10 protein-coding genes and 1 pseudogene are annotated in these 18,093 nt (G+C 60.1%); 8 read left to right on the top strand and 3 right to left on the bottom strand.

All coding sequences use genetic code 11. The features are described 5' to 3' along the window. Positions 1-702 (top strand): annotated as a pseudogene (locus tag KO490_RS15660) (integrase core domain-containing protein); the annotation flags it as partial. A 127-nt stretch (positions 703-829) separates the two neighbouring features. On the opposite strand, the gene KO490_RS15665 reads toward KO490_RS15660, so the two are convergent. After that, positions 830-1,255 carry a hypothetical protein gene (locus KO490_RS15665; protein ID WP_216020365.1) on the bottom strand — a complete coding sequence of 142 codons (426 nt, stop codon included), beginning with the start codon at positions 1,253-1,255 and terminating at the stop codon, positions 830-832. Positions 1,256-1,523: 268 nt separating this feature from the next. Here KO490_RS15665 and KO490_RS15670 point away from each other — a divergent pair, with 268 nt between their 5' ends. The 6 genes from KO490_RS15670 (at position 1,524) to KO490_RS15690 (ending at position 16,033) form a co-directional block, all read left to right on the top strand. Then, positions 1,524-1,826 carry a hypothetical protein gene (locus KO490_RS15670; protein ID WP_216020366.1) on the top strand — a complete coding sequence of 101 codons (303 nt, stop codon included), beginning with the start codon at positions 1,524-1,526 and terminating at the stop codon, positions 1,824-1,826. Between the two features lie 1,850 nt (positions 1,827-3,676). Then, positions 3,677-4,528 carry a transglutaminase family protein gene (locus tag KO490_RS15675; RefSeq protein WP_368500173.1) on the top strand — a complete coding sequence of 284 codons (852 nt, stop codon included), beginning with the start codon at positions 3,677-3,679 and terminating at the stop codon, positions 4,526-4,528. A gap of 327 nt (positions 4,529-4,855) precedes the next feature. Next, positions 4,856-5,374 (top strand): hypothetical protein, encoded by a 519-nt coding sequence (locus KO490_RS15680; protein ID WP_216020367.1) that lies wholly within the window; start codon positions 4,856-4,858, stop codon positions 5,372-5,374. A gap of 1,068 nt (positions 5,375-6,442) precedes the next feature. Further along, positions 6,443-6,598, top strand: coding sequence for a hypothetical protein (locus tag KO490_RS16715; protein ID WP_368500174.1), 156 nt, complete (start codon positions 6,443-6,445; stop codon positions 6,596-6,598). A 76-nt stretch (positions 6,599-6,674) separates the two neighbouring features. After that, positions 6,675-7,325 carry an HAD family hydrolase gene (locus KO490_RS16720; protein WP_368500175.1) on the top strand — a complete coding sequence of 217 codons (651 nt, stop codon included), beginning with the start codon at positions 6,675-6,677 and terminating at the stop codon, positions 7,323-7,325. 404 nt (positions 7,326-7,729) lie between these two features. After that, complete coding sequence (locus tag KO490_RS15690; protein ID WP_252727248.1) at positions 7,730-16,033, top strand: GH36-type glycosyl hydrolase domain-containing protein; 8,304 nt, start codon at positions 7,730-7,732, stop codon at positions 16,031-16,033. Between the two features lie 154 nt (positions 16,034-16,187). Here KO490_RS15690 and KO490_RS15695 read toward each other — a convergent pair whose 3' ends face one another. Then, the gene (locus KO490_RS15695) at positions 16,188-16,424 is read right to left on the bottom strand and encodes a hypothetical protein (protein ID WP_216020368.1); all 237 of its coding nucleotides are present in this window, start codon (positions 16,422-16,424) and stop codon (positions 16,188-16,190) included. Between the two features lie 135 nt (positions 16,425-16,559). On the opposite strand from KO490_RS15695, the gene KO490_RS15700 reads away from it, so the two are divergent. Beyond that, positions 16,560-17,294 carry a Crp/Fnr family transcriptional regulator gene (locus KO490_RS15700; RefSeq protein ID WP_216020369.1) on the top strand — a complete coding sequence of 245 codons (735 nt, stop codon included), beginning with the start codon at positions 16,560-16,562 and terminating at the stop codon, positions 17,292-17,294. 347 nt (positions 17,295-17,641) lie between these two features. Here KO490_RS15700 and KO490_RS15705 read toward each other — a convergent pair whose 3' ends face one another. Next, entirely contained in the window at positions 17,642-18,091 is a 450-nt protein-coding gene (locus KO490_RS15705; RefSeq protein WP_216020370.1) for a hypothetical protein, read from the bottom strand. Positions 18,092-18,093: the final 2 nt, after the last annotated feature.

The following is an 18,093-nucleotide window of genomic DNA, read 5'->3' on the forward strand; positions in this document are numbered from 1 at the left end:
GCAAACCCGGAGCGGTTCAACAAGCCGAAGCGGTCCAAGTTCAAGCGATACCCTATCGGCTTCTTTCACATCGACATTGCCGAGGTGCAGGCTGCTGAAGGAAAGCTTTTCTTGTTCGTCTGCATCGACCGCACGAACAGTTTTGCCGTGACCCAGCTTGTCGAGAGGGCAGACAGGAAGACAGCCTCGGAGTTCCTTCAACACATGCTCGAAGCTGTGCCCTATCAGGTCCACACCGTCCTCACTGATCCAAGCATGGGGGCGCCACCGGTTCGAGTGACCATGGCCAGGGGAATTCAACTCGCAGAGCACCCTCGGGACCGGAATACGATCTACTCAAGGACCATGCGCTTCGACATGATCTGCGAGGCTAATAGCATTGAGCACCGCCTGACGAAGCCCAACCACGCGTGGAGTTCCGAGGATCAGAAAACGATCCGGGGAATCGTTTTCCCAAGGGACGAGCAGGTTGAGCGGATGAACAGGACGATCAAGGACGCGACCGTCAAACGCTTTTATTACGACAGTCATGGCCAGCTACGGACGCATCTTGCGAACTTCATCGCGGCCTATAACTTCACCCGCCGGCTCAAGACCCTCAGTGGCCTCACGCCTTACGAATACATCTGCAAGATCTGGTCATCCGAGACCGACAGATTCATCCTAAACCTGATCCACCAGATGCCGGGACTGAACACCTAACCGAAATCAGTATTCGGCAAACCCGCACCGGTTTTGCCTTCCTCAAAGCATACGTTCTCCCTGGGTCGAGGGCATTCCCTCAATGTCTGCAGCGATCGATGCCAATGTCTCAACGTGGGTGGAACGGTCATTCAATAAAATCCAATGAACCGGCCAATAGAAGCTGGAGTATCACCAAGACAATCATAAGCACTGCCCAGACGGCAGCCATGATACCTGGAGAAACGTCAGTAACGGCTGTTGCGGCCTGTTTGAGGTTCCCGAGTGACGTACATGGAGGAAGCAGTAGTGTTAGGTCATCGACGATCTTGTCGTGGTTCCTCGCCAGACCCGGAACGTCCCACATTCGTGAGAGCAAGGCGTTCAACCGCGCATGCGCAGCAGCACTGTCCATCCTGACCAGCGCGGCAACTTCGTCCCATGGATCAAGACCTAACCGCGCCAGACCGGAGAGGACTGTCACGCTAAATCCGTTGCTGTCTTCGCCCAAGGAAGCATAGAGGAAGCCCTCAAACTCAAGAGGGCGGCCGTCGAGGAGACTCGTTTGGGTCATTGCCATTCCCCTTTTCCAGATCGCGGGAACGCAGGCTGGTCCCATCCCCCAGAGGTTACCCTTCAGCGGTGCCTAACGCCTTTACTTAGATCAGTGCCTGACGCTGACTAAAAAGCTCGATAGTCACACTATTCGCGAGACTAACATGGGTCAGCGCTGCGATAGCGAGAATGGTATAGAAACGAATATGTCGCTTCACTGGCCGTGGTCAAATGCTGACCGTCCACGATGCTGAACGACACACCTGACAGTATCGCGGAGAGCAGTAATGAACATGCGGTCGACTACATCGACGGTGACGTTTCTGAATACCTTCACTTTGCCAGGCTACCAGGGAAACTTACCTGCGGGCGAGTATGAAGTCCTCGTCGAGGAGGAACTTATACAGGGGCTGAGCTTCGATGCCTATCGGCGCACTGCAACTTACCTGAGCGTCCAAAGCAAGGGGCGGACCGAGTTGCGCCCAACCTGCTACAGGGATCTGAAAGAGGCCCTGAAGCGAGATGCGAACCAGAGTGAAATCGCTAAGCGTAACGGAACGGCATTTTCTCACGAGGAGGATAAAGAATGAACATTCCTGAATGGTTCAAGCCTGGTCTCTATGGCGCCGCGATAGGCGCTGTTTGCGTTGGAGTAATCGGGTTCACCTGGGGAGGGTGGATTACAGCTGGCACGTCGATGGAGCGTGCTATGGAGATGTCTCGTAAGGACGTTGTGGCGTCGATGGTACCGGTCTGCATTGAGATGGCACGGCTGGACCCGGAACGGGCGCTGAAGATGGAAGCGATACGTTCCGCCTCGACTTATGAGCGTCGTAACGCACTGATGTCGACAGGCTGGTCAACCATTCCCGGAACTGATGCACCAAACCGTGACGTAGCCCAAGCGTGCCTAGCGAATCTGCAGCTCTAATTGCTGCAGAACGGTTCGATTAAAGTTTCGACAGAGCGAGATAGGTCATGACACATGCTGAAGCCATCATTGCTTCAAAAAAAGCGTTAAGGTTTGGAGGTCCCGAGCAAGCCTATCAATCCAACCCGACCATTTTCAAGATTAATAGTCCACGCGCTTATGCAAGTTGTCTCCCCTGTCTGCCGGAACTATTTTTCAAGTCGTTGAAGTTTCGTAAGTACGTAAATGTCAGTCTCATAGCTGAACCTCGTGCGGAGGCGCGCCCGATCCGTGGTTCCCGTCGAAAAGCTACGGCGTGGCAGAAATGTGATACCGTAGATGACCATCAGCACAGTTATGCTATTGAAGGATCGGGAGATGCAATATTTTACTCCGATCTTTTTCGCTTATCGTTTTGGAAGCCTCTGGGATCACGGGAATTACGCTCAGTAAGATCGGTCGCAATGATAATCTCGCGGCATTGCTCGACTGGGGCAACGTTGAATTGCGAGACATTCTTTTATAGATTGTTTGCCCCTATGACTAGCACAAAGCGATTAAGGCTTTCCGACGACTTGCCAATGTACGCAGTTTGGACGGAGTGCCAGGGTAGAATTCAGGGCGTTAGAATTCCAATGGAGCTATTCCATGCTCAAAGAAGATCCGCAAGGGTTCAGCTTAAGGATTCTGCGGCAAGCAAGGAAAAACACGACTCCACGGGAGCATTCAAAAGGCAGGTTGAACATCGCACCACCTACTTGAAAAAAATCTTAGCGCAAAAAGGTTCACGGCCGATCCCTGCTCTTAGACTGTTATTATTCCTTGCCATAAGCGTCCTTACGCAGGATCGTACTATTCTGATGTACCTCCTTTACCAAAGCCGTAGACAGGACACTATATGGTTATTCAATCGAGGTTTCCGATTTGAAGACGGTGAATGCGCTCTCGTAGCAGTTCTTGTGCATGTTTACCCTTCCGCGTGTTCCCTCAGATCAGAATGGGAATGCGAACGAGAATACAATAAGTATGCAATTCGCATTCCGGTTCTTGGGCCTGAAAATTCTTTCCTTCGGTCCTCCGGCTACGCTCGGGAAGGTGAATGGGGCCACCAGCTTGCTACCAAACCCTTCACTGCTATCGCGCATCCTGGCTATGCCTACTCGACGAGAGATCGTTCGGGTTCGAGAAAGGGATCGAGCTTTGATCTCGGGTATCTGGCCATTACCGGTCCATGCACGTCAATCGTCATACCTCTGCACGGGTTCCCTGCAAATTCGTACCACGCCCCTGCATGCTCCTGTAAAAGAAGCTTCGTGAGTAACGACGACCAATGCAGTGTCGTCAATGTGCCACGCAGTGCATTCATCTATAAGGCCCCCCCTATAAAACGCGGGAACTTCGAGCCGGGGTACGAGCCCCGCAGCGGCGCATGCATCGTGTTTGCTATGCGAGTAGATCCCCATCTGGACACTACGGCAAACTTTTGGATTTGCTACCGAAACTCCCAGTTTCAAGACGAGGCGTTCAGTCTTGCAAAATGATCATGAGCTTGTTGGATGCGAGGGGGCAACCGGGATGCGGGTCAGCATAGGGTGTCGGATACGCTATGAATTTTCTCAGCCGACGCCCCTGATTGCAATGTTAAACGTGCATTACTCGCATTTTAGGAACCTCGAGCTAGTTGACTATCTCGTATCGCTGCCAAGCGTGCCGCTCAAGAGCTATCGTGATGGCTTCGGAAATTGGTGTACGCGCCTATTAGCTCCAGCGGGTGAATTCTGCATTTCAACGGATGGTATTTTCCGCGACGACGGCCTTCCTGATCCCGTCACCCAAGGCGCGCAGCAGCACCAAGTTGAGGATCTGCCATCTAACACCCTCGTTTTTCTTCAGGGAAGCAGGTACTGCGACACTGACCTAATGTCGGATGAAGCTTGGCGCCTTTTTAAAGATACGGCTCCCGGATGGCCACGAGTGCAAGCAATTTGCGACTTTGTACATAATCATGTCGACTTTGATTATATGCAAGCCAAATCGACACGTACCGCATCACAGACTTTGATCGAACGCCATGGCGTATGCCGAGATTTTGCCCACCTTGCAATTACGCTATGTCGCTGCATGAACATTCCAGCCCGTTACTGCACCGGATATCTAAGCGATATTGGAGAGCCACTTCCTCATCCGGTAGGAGACTTTGCGGCTTGGATTGAGGTTTTCCTCTCGGGTGAATGGCACGTGTTCGACCCGCGAAACAACAAGCCCAAATTTGCGCGAATCCTCATTGCGCGTGGACGCGATGCGGTTGATGTCCCACTGACCCAAACTTTTGGCTTGTCTAGTCTAAAAGAATTCAAAGTCTGGACGGACGAACTACATTGAAGAAATTTGTCCTTATTGCCAAGTTAGCATCTTAAATCAATATTCGGCTCTCTATCTACAACATAAACCGAAGCCAGACGCCCCAATCTGCTCCAGTCGAGGATTTTGTCCCGGCCACTCACTAGAACACTGGCATGTCCTTCTAAACTTGGCCGTATGGGCCGACGCGGCAATGGCGCCGAAGCTGGTGAAACTCATGCCGAACCCTTGAATGGCAACGAACCAAAAGATCTAGACTTGGAAATTATCGATAAACTTGTGGAATCTGACAATTATCTTCAGCGCCGCATATTGCCAACTTGAGTGTAAACGGAAAGAACCACTGCAATGAAAAAACCGACAAGTAAGTCCATCGCAATTTTTTCGAGACCGTTCACCGTTCCAGGCTTCGACGAGATCCTTCCGGCAGGAGAGTACCGAATTGAAACAGAGCTGGCGCCACCGCCACATCATCGAATTGGCGAAAGTTGGAAGCCGTCGGTCGTTATAAAGCTTCATTCACGATTTACACATCCGGGTCTAACCAGAACCCTTCTAGTTTCGCTTGCAGATTTGGATGATGCGCGTGTTAAGGACCAGCTGTCTGAGAGAGCGTTATCCAACTTCTTCGTCGAAGAAATGCTCGCTGACCCGATAGTGCGCCTCGTAATGGAGGCTGATGGCGTTTCGGAAAAACATCTACGAGCGCTCTACTCGGTAGCAGATAAAGAAAAAGTCGATTTGGGAGTGACGGAATCTCAATTGGGAGCTCGTAGGGCGCGCGAGGAAGAGGAAATACGAAATGCCGAGAATGAAGGCATGCCTTCTCTACCCGAAAGCCCCCCGCACCGCACGTCCCTAGAGTAGCGACGCAGCCTCGATGGCTGATTAGCCATCGTTAATCTTCCAACAGCGGATGTATGCGCCGCTAGGCTTCAGAGGCATCAAGCTTCAAGGTTCGAAGAAGAGAGTTGCGGCTTGCGCTATGGCAGGCAGAAAAACCGCGCGTGAGTGCCTGTTGTATCGGGCCACAACGCGAGGCGAGTCTTTGAGCTTACCGAACGTGATCTCACGATGGTTGCGTCGGGTGTCATATTTGACAAGCTTGCCTCGGGAATTCTGGCCCCGCAAGCAAGGTTTACTGCTCTTATTCTGCGAGGTTTCACGATACCAACTGGCGTCATATCCCCCATCTAAACAGCGGCCATTAGACTTTTGGCAGGCTGCTCAGCAGTGCTGCCGCAGCGCGTAATCGTATCTATAGTTGCCGCTCTTAGTCTAGAACGTTTTTTACCCTATCAGTGGGTGATCGAGTGCGAACTTCTGTGAGGCATGCATGATGCGGCGTTTTCAAAAGCCGCGGGCCGAGATGGTGATCGGCAGATTGGGTTCGAAACTGACTTACGAGCTCGATGCTTGTAGCGATTAACTACTATCTTTAATCCAGAGCTGTTCTATCATTTTGCCCATTCAGGTCGTCGTCTTCCCACGCTCCCCTCGGCAGCGGCCCTAGCAACTGTGTCATCTCCCAGACTGGGTCTGCCACGGGACGCCCGTCCTAAGGATGGCGTTTGCGATTGTGATCAGCCTGCGGGCGATAGCGACAATGATGACCTTTCGGGGTTTTCGGCGTATTTTGAAGGCCTGTGTGACTGGCTTCAGAACGGGGTTGTGACACGCTGCGGCCAGTGCGGCCCGGAACAGGACATGTCCCAGTGCGCGTCTACCTCAGGCGATTACCCTCTTGCCCCGCATTGCGCCGCTGTCATGCGGGATAGGAGCAAGGCCGGTCATGGCTTCAACTTCACCAGATGTCATCTGCCCGAGTTCCGGCATTCCCGGAATCAGCATGGCCGCAGAGATAGGGCCGATCCGCTCCGCCCGGTAGCCGTTCTGGGCGTGGCCACCCCCAGTCCGCTAATTCTGGCGGTACCGGTGGCGCTGGCCGCCGGCCTGTCAGACGCGGCACGGTTCGACATGCTGATCGAAGGCACGAAGCCCCTCGAAACCATGGCCCGTATCACCACCCTGAGCATGGACAGGAACAGCACTCTGACGGATGTTCGGCGCAAGATCGTGTCCACCCTTTAATGGATGGAATGCTCAGCGATCGGCAAGTTATTTTGCCTCGCTAGATCAAGTGTCCCAGCATCCGGTGGCAAGGGCCGTGGTCACCACCGCCCGCGCCCAAGGGCTCAACCTGCCCGTCCCGACCGATGTAGTCGAAACCCCGGGCGAGGGGGTGGCTGACACTCGCGATGGTGACGCGATCGCGGTCGGGGGTGAGGGCTTTCTGGCTGCGCGGACGGGTATCGCGGCATGGGATATGAAATCACAAGAACCCGGCGCGGTTCTGGTTGCAGGGGTTGTGGACGGGCGACCGGCGTGCTGGCTGGTCATGGCCGACTGCCTGCGCGTGGGCATCGGCGACCTGCTGGCGGGGCAGCACCATCACGGCATCCCGCGCATTGTGCTGGCGACAGGCGACCGGCACGCAGTAGAGATGTCGGTCAGCCAAGGCCTGCCGCTCGACGCGGTACATGCGGATCTGACGCCCGATCAAATGGTGCTGCGTATGCTGTCAGAACGCAAGAACGGGCCGGTGATGATGGTGGGCGACGGTCTAAATGACGCGCCCGCGCTGGCGACCGCCGGTGTGGGCGTGGTGATGGGCGCACGCAGCGCAGCCGCCAGCGCCGAGGCCGCCTATGTCGTCCTGCTGGTCGATCGACTCGACCGGCTTCTACCCGCTCTTGTCGACGCGCGCGGCGCATCGCGCTCGAAGGCGTCATCGCCGGGATCGGCTTGTCGTTCTTGATCATGACCGCGGCGGCTTTCGGATATCTGACCCCGTACGAGGCCCCTTCCTGCAAGAGGTGATCGACGTGGCCGTCATCCTGAACGCCTTGCGGGCATTCTCCATCGACGCCGGGCAGCCTGCCGAAACCACCTGATCCCCCTTATAAAACACGGCAAGGCTGCTTTGCATCAGTCTGCGCAGCGCGGAACCCTGTCAGCATGGGCGCATGCCTCCGGATCGGGGCCGCACCCTTCCCAAATGCCCCAGCCCTGACAATCACCGCAATTCGGACTCGCCCGTCGTTTTTAGGCCGGTGCCCGCAGGGGTGGATTGCCGGGCCAAGATCAAGGGATCGCTGCGAGTTGCCGTGATCGCGCTTCACGGCAGCCACAGCGACATCCCGAAAACGACAGGATGCCCTTATGTTCCAAAACGCCTTCGCCCCCCGCTCTGTCGGGCTAATGTTCTTTATCTCGAAACTGCGCGAAAACCGCCCGCCATGGTCGGACACGGCTCCGGTTCGTGCGGAACTGTTCGGGTTCGAACGGCTGGAACAACATGCGCTGACCTTGGCCGTCGATCAGACCGTGACCGATCATCCGACCCGGGTCATGTCGCTGCACAAGCGTCTGTCCAATAATGCGCGCGCCCTGAGGACCGCCTATCGCGACAACGCCCAAGACGCCGCAGCGGGTCGGCCGACCGTGCCTGCCGCCGACTGGCTGCTAGACAATTACCATCTGGTCGAGGCGCAGATTCGCGAGATCCGCATTGATCTGCCCCCGCAATATTACCAGCTGCTGCCCAAATTGGAGACCGGTCCCTTTGCGGGCTATCCGCGAGTCTTCGGGCTGGCCTGGGCCTTTGTCGCCCATACCGACAGCCATTTCGACGCGATGGCACTGCGGCGCTTTCTGGTCGCCTATCAAACCGTCCAACCCTTGACCATCGGCGAGCTGTGGGCCGTAGCCATCACCCTGCGCATCGTGCTGATCGAGAATCTGCGCCGTTTGACCGATCAGATGGCCTGTGGCCGGACCCAACGCCAACGAGCCGATCTGCTGGCCAACCAGATCCTATGCTCTGGCCAGACCTATCGCAACTTGTTACCCGATCCCCCCGACGCCAAGCCGATGAACGAATTGTTCGCCGCCCAACTGGCCGAGCGTTTGCGTAATCTGGACCCCAGAACCACCCCGGCCATCTCATGGCTGCAGGACCGGCTAACCGCGCAGGGGGCCTCGATCGATAGCGTGGTGCGTCATGCTCAGGAACGCTTGGGGGCCTCGAACGTCACGCTGCGCAATGTCATCACCGGGTTTCGCAGTCTGTCCTCGACCGACTGGAACGACCTGTTCGAGGATGTCAGTCTGGTCGAGGCCCGCCTGCGTCAGCATCAGGGCTATGCGGCGATGGATTTTGCCAGCAGGAACCTTTACCGCAGCGCGATCGAAGAATTGTCGCGCGGCAGCGGCCGCCCGGAAACGCAGCTGGCCGATATGGCCGTGGCACTTGCCGGTGAGGCTACGCCCGCGACGCCTGCCAGTGATCCCGGCTGGCATCTGATCGACCGGGGCAGGCCGGCGCTGGAACGCGCCATCGGCTTTCGGCCTCCGCCGCGGTTGTGGCTGCGCAGGCTGGAAAAGTCTGCGGGGCTGCCGGGCTATCTGGCGCTGATCGCGGTCGGGACGACGGCGCTATTGGCTGTGCTTGCGTGGCTGATGCAGGGCGGTGTCATCTGGCCGTGGCTGGTGGCGATGGCGATGCCGCTTTGCGGGCTGGCCATCGCACTGGTCGATCTGATGGTGGCGCGTTCGATCGGCGCGGCGCTTTTGCCGGGGCTGGAGCTGCGCCAGGGTGTGCCCAGCCACTTGCGCACGCTGGTGATCGTTCCCGTTATCATGACAGACCCCGAAGATCTGCGCCGCCATCTGGACGGACTTGAGATCCACTACCTGTCCGGCACGGGTGGTGATCTGACATTCGCGCTTTTGACTGATGGGGCGGATGCGCCAAGCTACCGGATACCCGCCGATGTTGATCTGCTGGCACTGGCTGCGCGCCGGATCGCGGCGCTGAACGAACGCCACGCGGCAGGCCCCGCTGGCCCGCGTTTTCTGCATCTGCACCGCGACCGCCAGTGGAACCCGCATGAAGGCGTCTGGATGGGCTGGGAACGCAAACGCGGCAAACTGGTCGAGCTGAATCGCCTGCTGCGCGGCGCAACCGATACCAGTTTCGCCCCCCATGCTGCCCTGCCCAATGACGTGCGCTATGTCATCACGCTGGACGCCGATACCCGCCTGCCACGCGATGCCGCCGCCCGCCTGATCGGCAAGATGTCGCATCCCCTGAACCAGCCCCAGCTAGATGTGACCCAGGGGGTCGTGACCGCAGGATATGGCATACTGCAGCCGCGCGTTACGCCTGCGCTTGGGGCGGGGCCGACCGCCTATCTGCGGACAACATCGGGGCCGGGTGGAATGGAACCCTATGTCTCAGCGGCGTCGGATGTGTATCAGGACCTGTTCGGCCAGGGGTCGTTCACGGGTAAGGGCATTTACGACATCGACGCGTTTCAAGCGGCGATGCAGGGCCGAATCGAACCCAACAGCGTTCTCAGCCACGACCTGCTGGAGGGGGTCTTTGCTCGCGCGGGCCTTGCCTCGGATATCGAGGTGGTCGAGGCCTTCCCCCCCCGACATGATTTGGCCGCGGCCCGCCAGCATCGCTGGACGCGGGGCGACTGGCAGCTGGCGGGCCGCATTATTGACCCCGCCACCCCGGTCCTGGGACGCGTCAAGATCGCCGACAGTTTGCGCCGGTCGCTAATGGCACCGTTCGCGCTGGCGGCGCTGCTGTTGGGATGGATGACGCCGCATCCGGGAGCGGCGACGCAGCTGCTGCTGGCGATGATGGCCTTGCCGGTGATCCTACCCGCCCTGCTGGGCATGGTGCCACGCCGCCCGGCGCCCGATATGCCCAGCCATGCGCGGCAATGTCTGGATGACGGGCGCGCAGCATTGGAGCAGTTGGCCCTGACGGTCAGTTTCCTGCCCGACACGGCATGGCGCATGGGCGATGCGATCCTGCGCACCCTTTGGCGGTTGCGCATATCGCGGCGGCATCTGCTGGAATGGACCACCGCCGCGCAGGATCAGGTTGGCCCCAAACCGGACCTTGGCATGCTGGCGCGCCGCATGTCAGGGGGGCTTGTGCTGACCTTGGGCACAGCGATCGCCGTAGCCCTCCTGGCCCCCGATGCCGTCCCGCTGGCGCTGCCATTCGTGCTTCTGTGGCTCTCCGCCCCACTGATCGCTCGCGCTACGGGGCGCGCTTTGCCGCCCGCCACCAAACCCCTGACGCCCGACGCCGCACGTCACCTGCGCCTGACCGCGCGCCGCACATGGAATTATTTCGAGACCTTCGTCACCGCCCGTCATTCCCACCTGCCGCCCGACAACCATCAGGAAACGCCGACGCCCCTGACGGCCGCGCGGACCTCGCCCACGAATGTCGGTCTTTATCTGCTGGCCTGCGTGGCGGCGCGGGATTTCGGCTGGATCAGCCTTCGCGATGCCGTCACCCGATTGCAGCAGACGCTGGAAACCGTCACGCAGTTAGAGAAGCTGAACGGCCATCTGTTCAACTGGTATGACACGACCGATGGCAGCGTTCTGGCACCACGCTATGTCTCGACCGTCGACAGCGGCAATCTGGCCGGACATCTGATCGCCCTGGCCCATACCTGCGAGGAATGGGCCACAGATCCCGCACAAGACGACCGACAGGGTCTGCTGGACACGCTGGAACTGGCGCATGGCTGGACCGATACCGCCCTGCTGGACCAGATCGAGGCGGCCATCCGCGCGCCCCGTCCGGAATGGGCCGCCATCCAGAGGCTGACCGGCAAGGCGGCGCGCGATTGCGTCTGGCTGGCCGCTCTGCATGACCGCGCAGTGGCGTATCTGGCCGATCCCGATCCGGACCTGAGCACCCCCTTGCACGACCTGGCAATGCAGGCCCGCGCGCTGGCTTGGGACATGGATTTCACCTTCCTGCTGGACCCAGAACGCAAGCTGCTTTCGATCGGCTTCAACCAGTCCGACAACACACGCGACGAAAGTTGTTACGACCTTCTGGCCTCCGAGGCGCGACTGGCCAGCATGTTCGCCATCGCCAAGGGCGACATTCCCGCGACCCATTGGTTCCGGCTTGGCAGGCCTGCGGTGCCGTTACGCGGCGGGGCGGTGCTGGGATCATGGTCGGGGTCGATGTTCGAATACCTGATGCCGATCCTTGTGATGGATGAACCGCCGGGCAGCCTGCTGGACCAGTCGAACCGCCAGTCGGTCGTGGCCCAGCAACGCTATGGCCTGCGTCGAGGCGTGCCTTGGGGCCTATCCGAATCCGGCTTCAACGCGCGCGATCTGCAGATGAATTACCAGTATTCCAGCTTTGGCGTGCCCGAACTGGGCCTGAAGCGCGGTCTTGAGGCCAGCCTGGTCGTCGCCCCCTATGCGACGGCACTGGCGGCCATGGTGGACCCGCAAGCCGCGGCCCGGAACCTTGACCGGCTGGCGGCCCTTGGCGCGATGGGGACCTATGGCTTCTACGAGGCCCTGGATTTCACACCCTTGCACCGGCCTGCGGATGAACCCGTGGCCGTGGTGCACAGCCATATGGCGCATCATCAGGGCATGACCATCGTAGCCATCGCCAATGTCCTGCAAGACGGCCGGATGCGTCACCGCTTCCACGCCGAACCCGCGATCCGCGCCGCTGAACTGCTGCTGCAGGAACGCATTCCGCGCAATATCCCGACCGTCTCGGACCGGGTCGAGGCCAGCGCCGCCCGCGCGGACATCCTGTCGCAGGATATGCAGCGCATGGCCGTGATCGAGGGGAAGACGACGGGGCCCGCGATGACCCATATCCTGACGAACGGCCGGTATTCGGTCACCCTGACCGCCACGGGCGGCGGCGTCAGCCGATGGGGGCCGATGGCGGTCACCCGCTGGCATGGCGACCCGAACCGCGACGACGGCGGCACACGCATCTGGATGCGCGATCTGAACACAGGGCGACTGACCCGCATCGGCGGCGCGGACCCCGCCGATCACCACCGCGTGGAACTCTACGAGGATCGCGCCCTGTTCCTGCGTCAGGACGGCCGGCTGTCAACCAAGCTGGAGGTTCTCGTCTCGGGCGAGGACGACGCCGAGGTGCGGATGCTGACCCTGACCTCGGCCTCGCGGGTGCCGGTGGCGCTGGACCTGACCTGTTATGCCGAACTGGTCCTGACCACGCCGCAGGCCGATGCCGCCCATCCCGCCTTTGCCAAGCTGTTCGTGCAGACCGAATACATGCCCGAATATGGCGCGCTGATCGCCACCCGCCGAACCAGATCCCCCGATGAGCCGGGCATCTGGGCCGCCCATTTCGCCGTGGTCGAGGCGACCCAGGAAACTCCGATGCAATATGAAACCGACCGCGCGGCCTTTCTGGGCCGCGACAACGACCTGCGCCACGCAGCGGCGCTTGAACCGGGCGCGACATTGCAGGGCGGCATCGGCACCGTGCTGGACCCCGCCTTTGCGCTGCGCCACCGGATCATCATCGCCCCGGGCGAGGCGGCGCGGCTGGCCTTCTGGACCGTTGTGGCCGACACGCGGGCGGGTCTGATTGACCTGATAGACCGCCATCACGACCGAAACGCAGTTGATCGCGCGCGGACGCTGGCCTGGACGCAGGCGCAGGTCCAGCTGCGCCATCTGGGCATCACAACGACGCAGGCGGCGGCATTCCAGGCGATGACCGCGCCGATCATGCATCCCGATGCAAGGTTCCGCGCGCCCGCCAACGATGCCGCCACGGGCAAGCAATCGGTTCTGTGGTCGCAAGGCATTTCGGGCGATTTGCCGATCGTGCTGCTGCGCATCGGAGATCAGGCCGATATGGCGCAGGTCCATCAGCTGCTGCTGGCGCAGGAATACTGGCGCATGAAGCGGCTGCCTGTCGATGTGGTGATCCTGAACGAACATCCCGCATCCTACGTCCAAGACCTGCAATCGGCGGTCGAATCCGCCCTGCGCGGAGCCCGCCCGCGCGCCTTGGCCGATGCACCCGGCGGGCAGGTCCATGCCCTCCGCCGCGACCTGCTGCCGCCCGAGGTGACCGACCTGCTGCTGGCCACCGCCCGCGTGGTGCTGGTCGCCCGCCACGGCCCCTTGGCCGATCAGGTGGCGGCCTTTGCGACGCGGCCCACACCCGCCATGCCCATGACACGCCCGCCGCAGCATCCGCCCCCTGCGGGTGATGCGGCTGCAGGGCTAGCGGAAACGCTTGAGTTTTTCAACGGCACCGGCGGCTTTGCCGATGACGGGCGCGAATATGTGACCATTCTGGAACAGGGCCGCGCGACCCCTGCGCCATGGATCAATGTCATCGCCAATGACGGTTTCGGGTTTCATGTCTCGGCCACCGGCGCGGGCTGCACATGGGCCGAAAACAGCCGCGAGAACCGCCTGACGCCTTGGTCCAACGACCCCGTGACCGACCCCGCGACCGAAGCCTTCCTGATCCGCGACGACGAAAGCGGCGCGTTTTATTCCCCCACCGCGCGCCCCTTGCGGGCCACGGGTCGTCATGTGGCACGTCACGGCATGGGCTATAGCCGGTTCGAACATCAGGCCGGCGGTCTGGCGATGGATCTGCTGCAATTCGTGCCGCTTGATGCCCCCGTCCGGCTGTCGCAGCTGACATTGCGCAACCTTGGCACGCAGCCGCGGCGCCTGACGGTCATCACCTATGCCCGGCCCGTCATGGGCGTCACCGAAAGCACTTCGACGCCCTTCGTGGTGACGGCCCGTGACGACGAAACGGGCGCCTTGATGGCCCGCAACCCGTGGAACGTGGCCTTTCCCGACCGCGTGGTCTTTGCTGATCTGATGGGCGTGCAGACCGCCATCAGCGGCGATGGCGCGGCCTTTCTGGGCAGTGACGGCGATCTTTCTGCCCCCGCCGCCCGCCTGATGGGCCGCTTGGGCGCGGGGCTGGAACCCTGCATGGCGCTGGAATGCCCGGTCGTTCTGGTGCCCGGCAAATCGGTGCAGGTCGGCCATATGCTAGGGCAAGCCGCGTCGACCGCTGCGGCCCGCGCCTTGATCAACCGGATGCGTGCCATCGATCCCGCAGACCTGCTGGAACAGGTTCGGGCGCATTGGCAGACCATCACCAATACGATCCAGATCAAGACCCCGGACCGCGCGCTGGACATCATGGTCAACGGCTGGCTGCCCTATCAGACGCTGGCCTGCCGCATTCAGGCCCGCGCGGCCTTCTATCAGGCCAGCGGAGCCTATGGCTTTCGCGACCAGCTGCAGGATGGCATGGCGATGACGCTGGCCCAGCCTGTGCGGGTGCGCGACCACCTGCTGCGCGCCGCCGCCCGCCAGTTCCCGCAGGGCGACGTGCAACATTGGTGGCTGCCCCATTCGGGCGCGGGCGTGCGGACCCGCATTTCGGATGATTGTGTGTGGCTGGCCTATGCGGTGGCCGATTATGTCGGGGTGACGGGCGATCTGGCGGTGCTGGATCAGGACCTTCCCTTTCTTGAGGGACCACCCCTGAAAACCGGCCAGCATGACGCGTTTTTCCAGCCCGATATCTCGGCGACGCGCGCGACCCTCTGGGGGCATGTCGCCTTGGGTCTGGACCGCGCCATCGCGTTCAGCGGCACCCTTGGCCTACCGTTGATCGGCACAGGCGATTGGAATGACGGCATGAACCGCGTGGGTCAGGACGGGCGCGGCGAGAGCGTCTGGCTGGGCTGGCTGCTGCTGAATACGCTGCACCGGATGGCGCATCTGGCCGATACCCGCGACCCCGCCGCCGCCACCCGCTGGCGCGCCCACGCCGGCATTCTGAAACAGGCGCAAGAGGCGAACAGCTGGGACGGCGCATGGTATCGCCGCGCAACCTTTGACGATGGCAGCTGGCTGGGGTCGGCCAGTTCGTCCGCTGGCCGGATCGATTCCATCGCGCAAAGCTGGGCGGTGCTGTCGGATGCCGCCGATCTCGAACGCGCCGCCCTTTCCATGCAGTCCTTGCAGGAACAGCTGGTCATTCCCGATCCGGGTCTGATCCTGCTGTTCACCCCGCCCTTTGACGGGACGGATGCGGGCAACGATCCGGGATATATCGCGGGCTATCCCCCAGGCCTGCGCGAAAACGGCGGGCAATACAGCCATGCCGCGATGTGGGCGATCATGGCCCATGCGCGGACTGGAAACGGGACCGAAGCCACACGCTTGCTGACCATGGTCAACCCGATCAACCATGCGCTGACACCCGACGACACCGCACGCTATCGGGTCGAGCCTTACGTCGTTGCCGCCGATGTCTATTCGGTCGCCCCGCATCTGGGGCGGGGTGGCTGGACATGGTACACCGGATCTTCGGCATGGATGTATCGCGCAGCGACCGAAGGGATTCTGGGCATTCGGCGTCAGGCAGGCCATATCGTGATCGCACCCTGCCTGACCGACGATTGGCCGGGGTTTTCGGCACGCCTGCGTATCGGCGGCACCGATATTGCGGTGACCCTGCGCCGCGATGCGATGCAGGGCGGCCCGGATGTCCGGGTCTGCGCCTTTGTGGCATTGGACGGGGGCCATCATGATGTCACCCTTGTCCTGCCGGTCAGCCCTCGAGCGACAATGTGACGGGGATGGAAGGGCAAAAGATCAAGGGGCCGCGGGGTGCCTCTTTTGCCAGAGCGGCCGCGTGAATGCGGCCCTTGATACGCATCTCAGGTCGCACGCAGTCATTCAGCCCGGAGGCGTCGATGACCTTGCCGCCGTGACCCGCGGCATCGCCTCAGGGCCGCCGCACCGAATTGCCGCCGGCGATGATGTTGTTGATCAATTCTGCAACGGCCCGGTGGTCTTCGGTCGCGGCCGGGGGACCGGTGACCTTTTCGTGAGCGGCCGCGGCATCCCGCAGGACTCCCATGATCTCGTGTTCGGGCAGCAACTTGTGATCGTTCATTGCAAGCAGCAGTGCCTCGCATATGGACAGGGCGGCCTGGCCTGCATGCTCGTTTGCCGTAGACATCCGGGTATTCCTTTCATGGCATCGTGAAACGGTCAGATGCTTGGGTGCATCTTGCAGGAACCGTTCTATACTGGGCTGATTGAGAGTAGCCTTCGGTCCGATTTCGTATCGATCAACCCGTTGGGGCCAAGAACGATGACATCGATCCACGACAGCCCCTTGGTTCGCAAGCTTTCCGCTTTTGTCGCCCTGTCCGAGAATGAGTTGGGCGTCCTCGAGCGCTTGCATCAGCGCCGCCGATCCTTCGTCGCGGGGCGGGATATGGTGCATCAGGGGCAATCCGAACAAACAGCCTACATCCTGTCGCAGGGTTGGGTCTGTTCCTACAAAATCCAGCCGGATGGCACGCGCCAGGTTGTCGACTTTCAGATACCCGGAGATTTTCTGGGACTGCGAAGTGTTCTTCTACGTACCTCTGATCATAGCTTCGAGCCCATTGTGGATATCGAAGCCGCCGAGGTGTCGGCAGAACATATCCTTGATGCCTTCTCACAGGCGCCCCGTCTAGCCACGGCCATTCTCTGGGCTGCCTCTCGCGATGAGGCGATGGTGGTCGAACATCTTGTAGGAATAGGCAGGCGGAACGCCGACGCCCGGATGGCGCATTTTTTGCTCGAACTCTGCGCACGGCTGTCACTGGTGAACATGGGAAGCAGGTCAGGATACGATTGTCCGCTAACGCAATATCACCTTGCCGATGTGCTCGGCCTGAGTGCCGTCCATGTGAACCGTGTGCTGCGGCATCTGCGCGAACGGAGACTGGTAACCTTCCGCAGTAGCCAGGTGGTCATCCACGATTATGGCAGGTTGGTCGAACTTGCCGAATTTGACCCTGCCTATCTGGATCAGGCGGGTCCGTTGCTAAAATGAAACGGCGCCCCAGCACCAGGCGCCGGGCAGCCCGATAATGGAATGACAGCACATACCGTCAAACGTATATTTCGCCGAACATGGGGTGCTTTTCTAAGGGGATATCGGTTATTGCGGCCAGCGCCTCCGAATGCCCAAAGTCCTCAAGGGGGTGCTTCCTGCATTGGGCGCAAGGAGTCTTGATGCGAGTATATTCAACCAAGATCATCATACGCATCTGATCTGGTATGCTTAGATCGCACCGGAGACTTTTCCTAGATGGACATTCAGGAAAAAAAGAAGCGCGCAGAAATGGTTTTCCATATGGGAGTAGCACGTCCACACGCTTCTTGCATAACTCGGAACAATCACCGCCAATTACGCGACGGATGGGTCAATCTAGTAGATAGGAAGGCCATGCCGCACTGATGCAGGTAAGCGTGGTTGGGTTGCTCTGTCGCCTGAGAACTGGACCGTTTGAAGGGCAAGTTTTCGCCTATGCTTCCCTGGTAGGGAAAGGAGCCAAAGACGATGAAGTTATCGAGATCTACGGAAGCGCCAAAGGCGTTCACCTTGAAGTAGGGTAAAACGCCGCGCGGAAGTGTTGCAGAGCCAAAAAACTCCCATGATACCAACATCAGGTTCGCGAAACAGAATGCCCTTGCCGAGCCGGCCAATACAGAGATCCGCGCCACCCCGAAGTCACGTGAAGGGGAACTCGCGCCGGTCGACACGAAACTCGCCGCAGTGAGGAAGGCCCTGATCAATCCGAGCGGCGTCCCCATCCGCAAAGGAAAATAGCACGAGGCATAGGTCAAGC

Origin of the sequence: Paracoccus sp. C2R09 (assembly GCF_018860625.1) — a bacterium.
Lineage (GTDB): Bacteria > Pseudomonadota > Alphaproteobacteria > Rhodobacterales > Rhodobacteraceae > Paracoccus.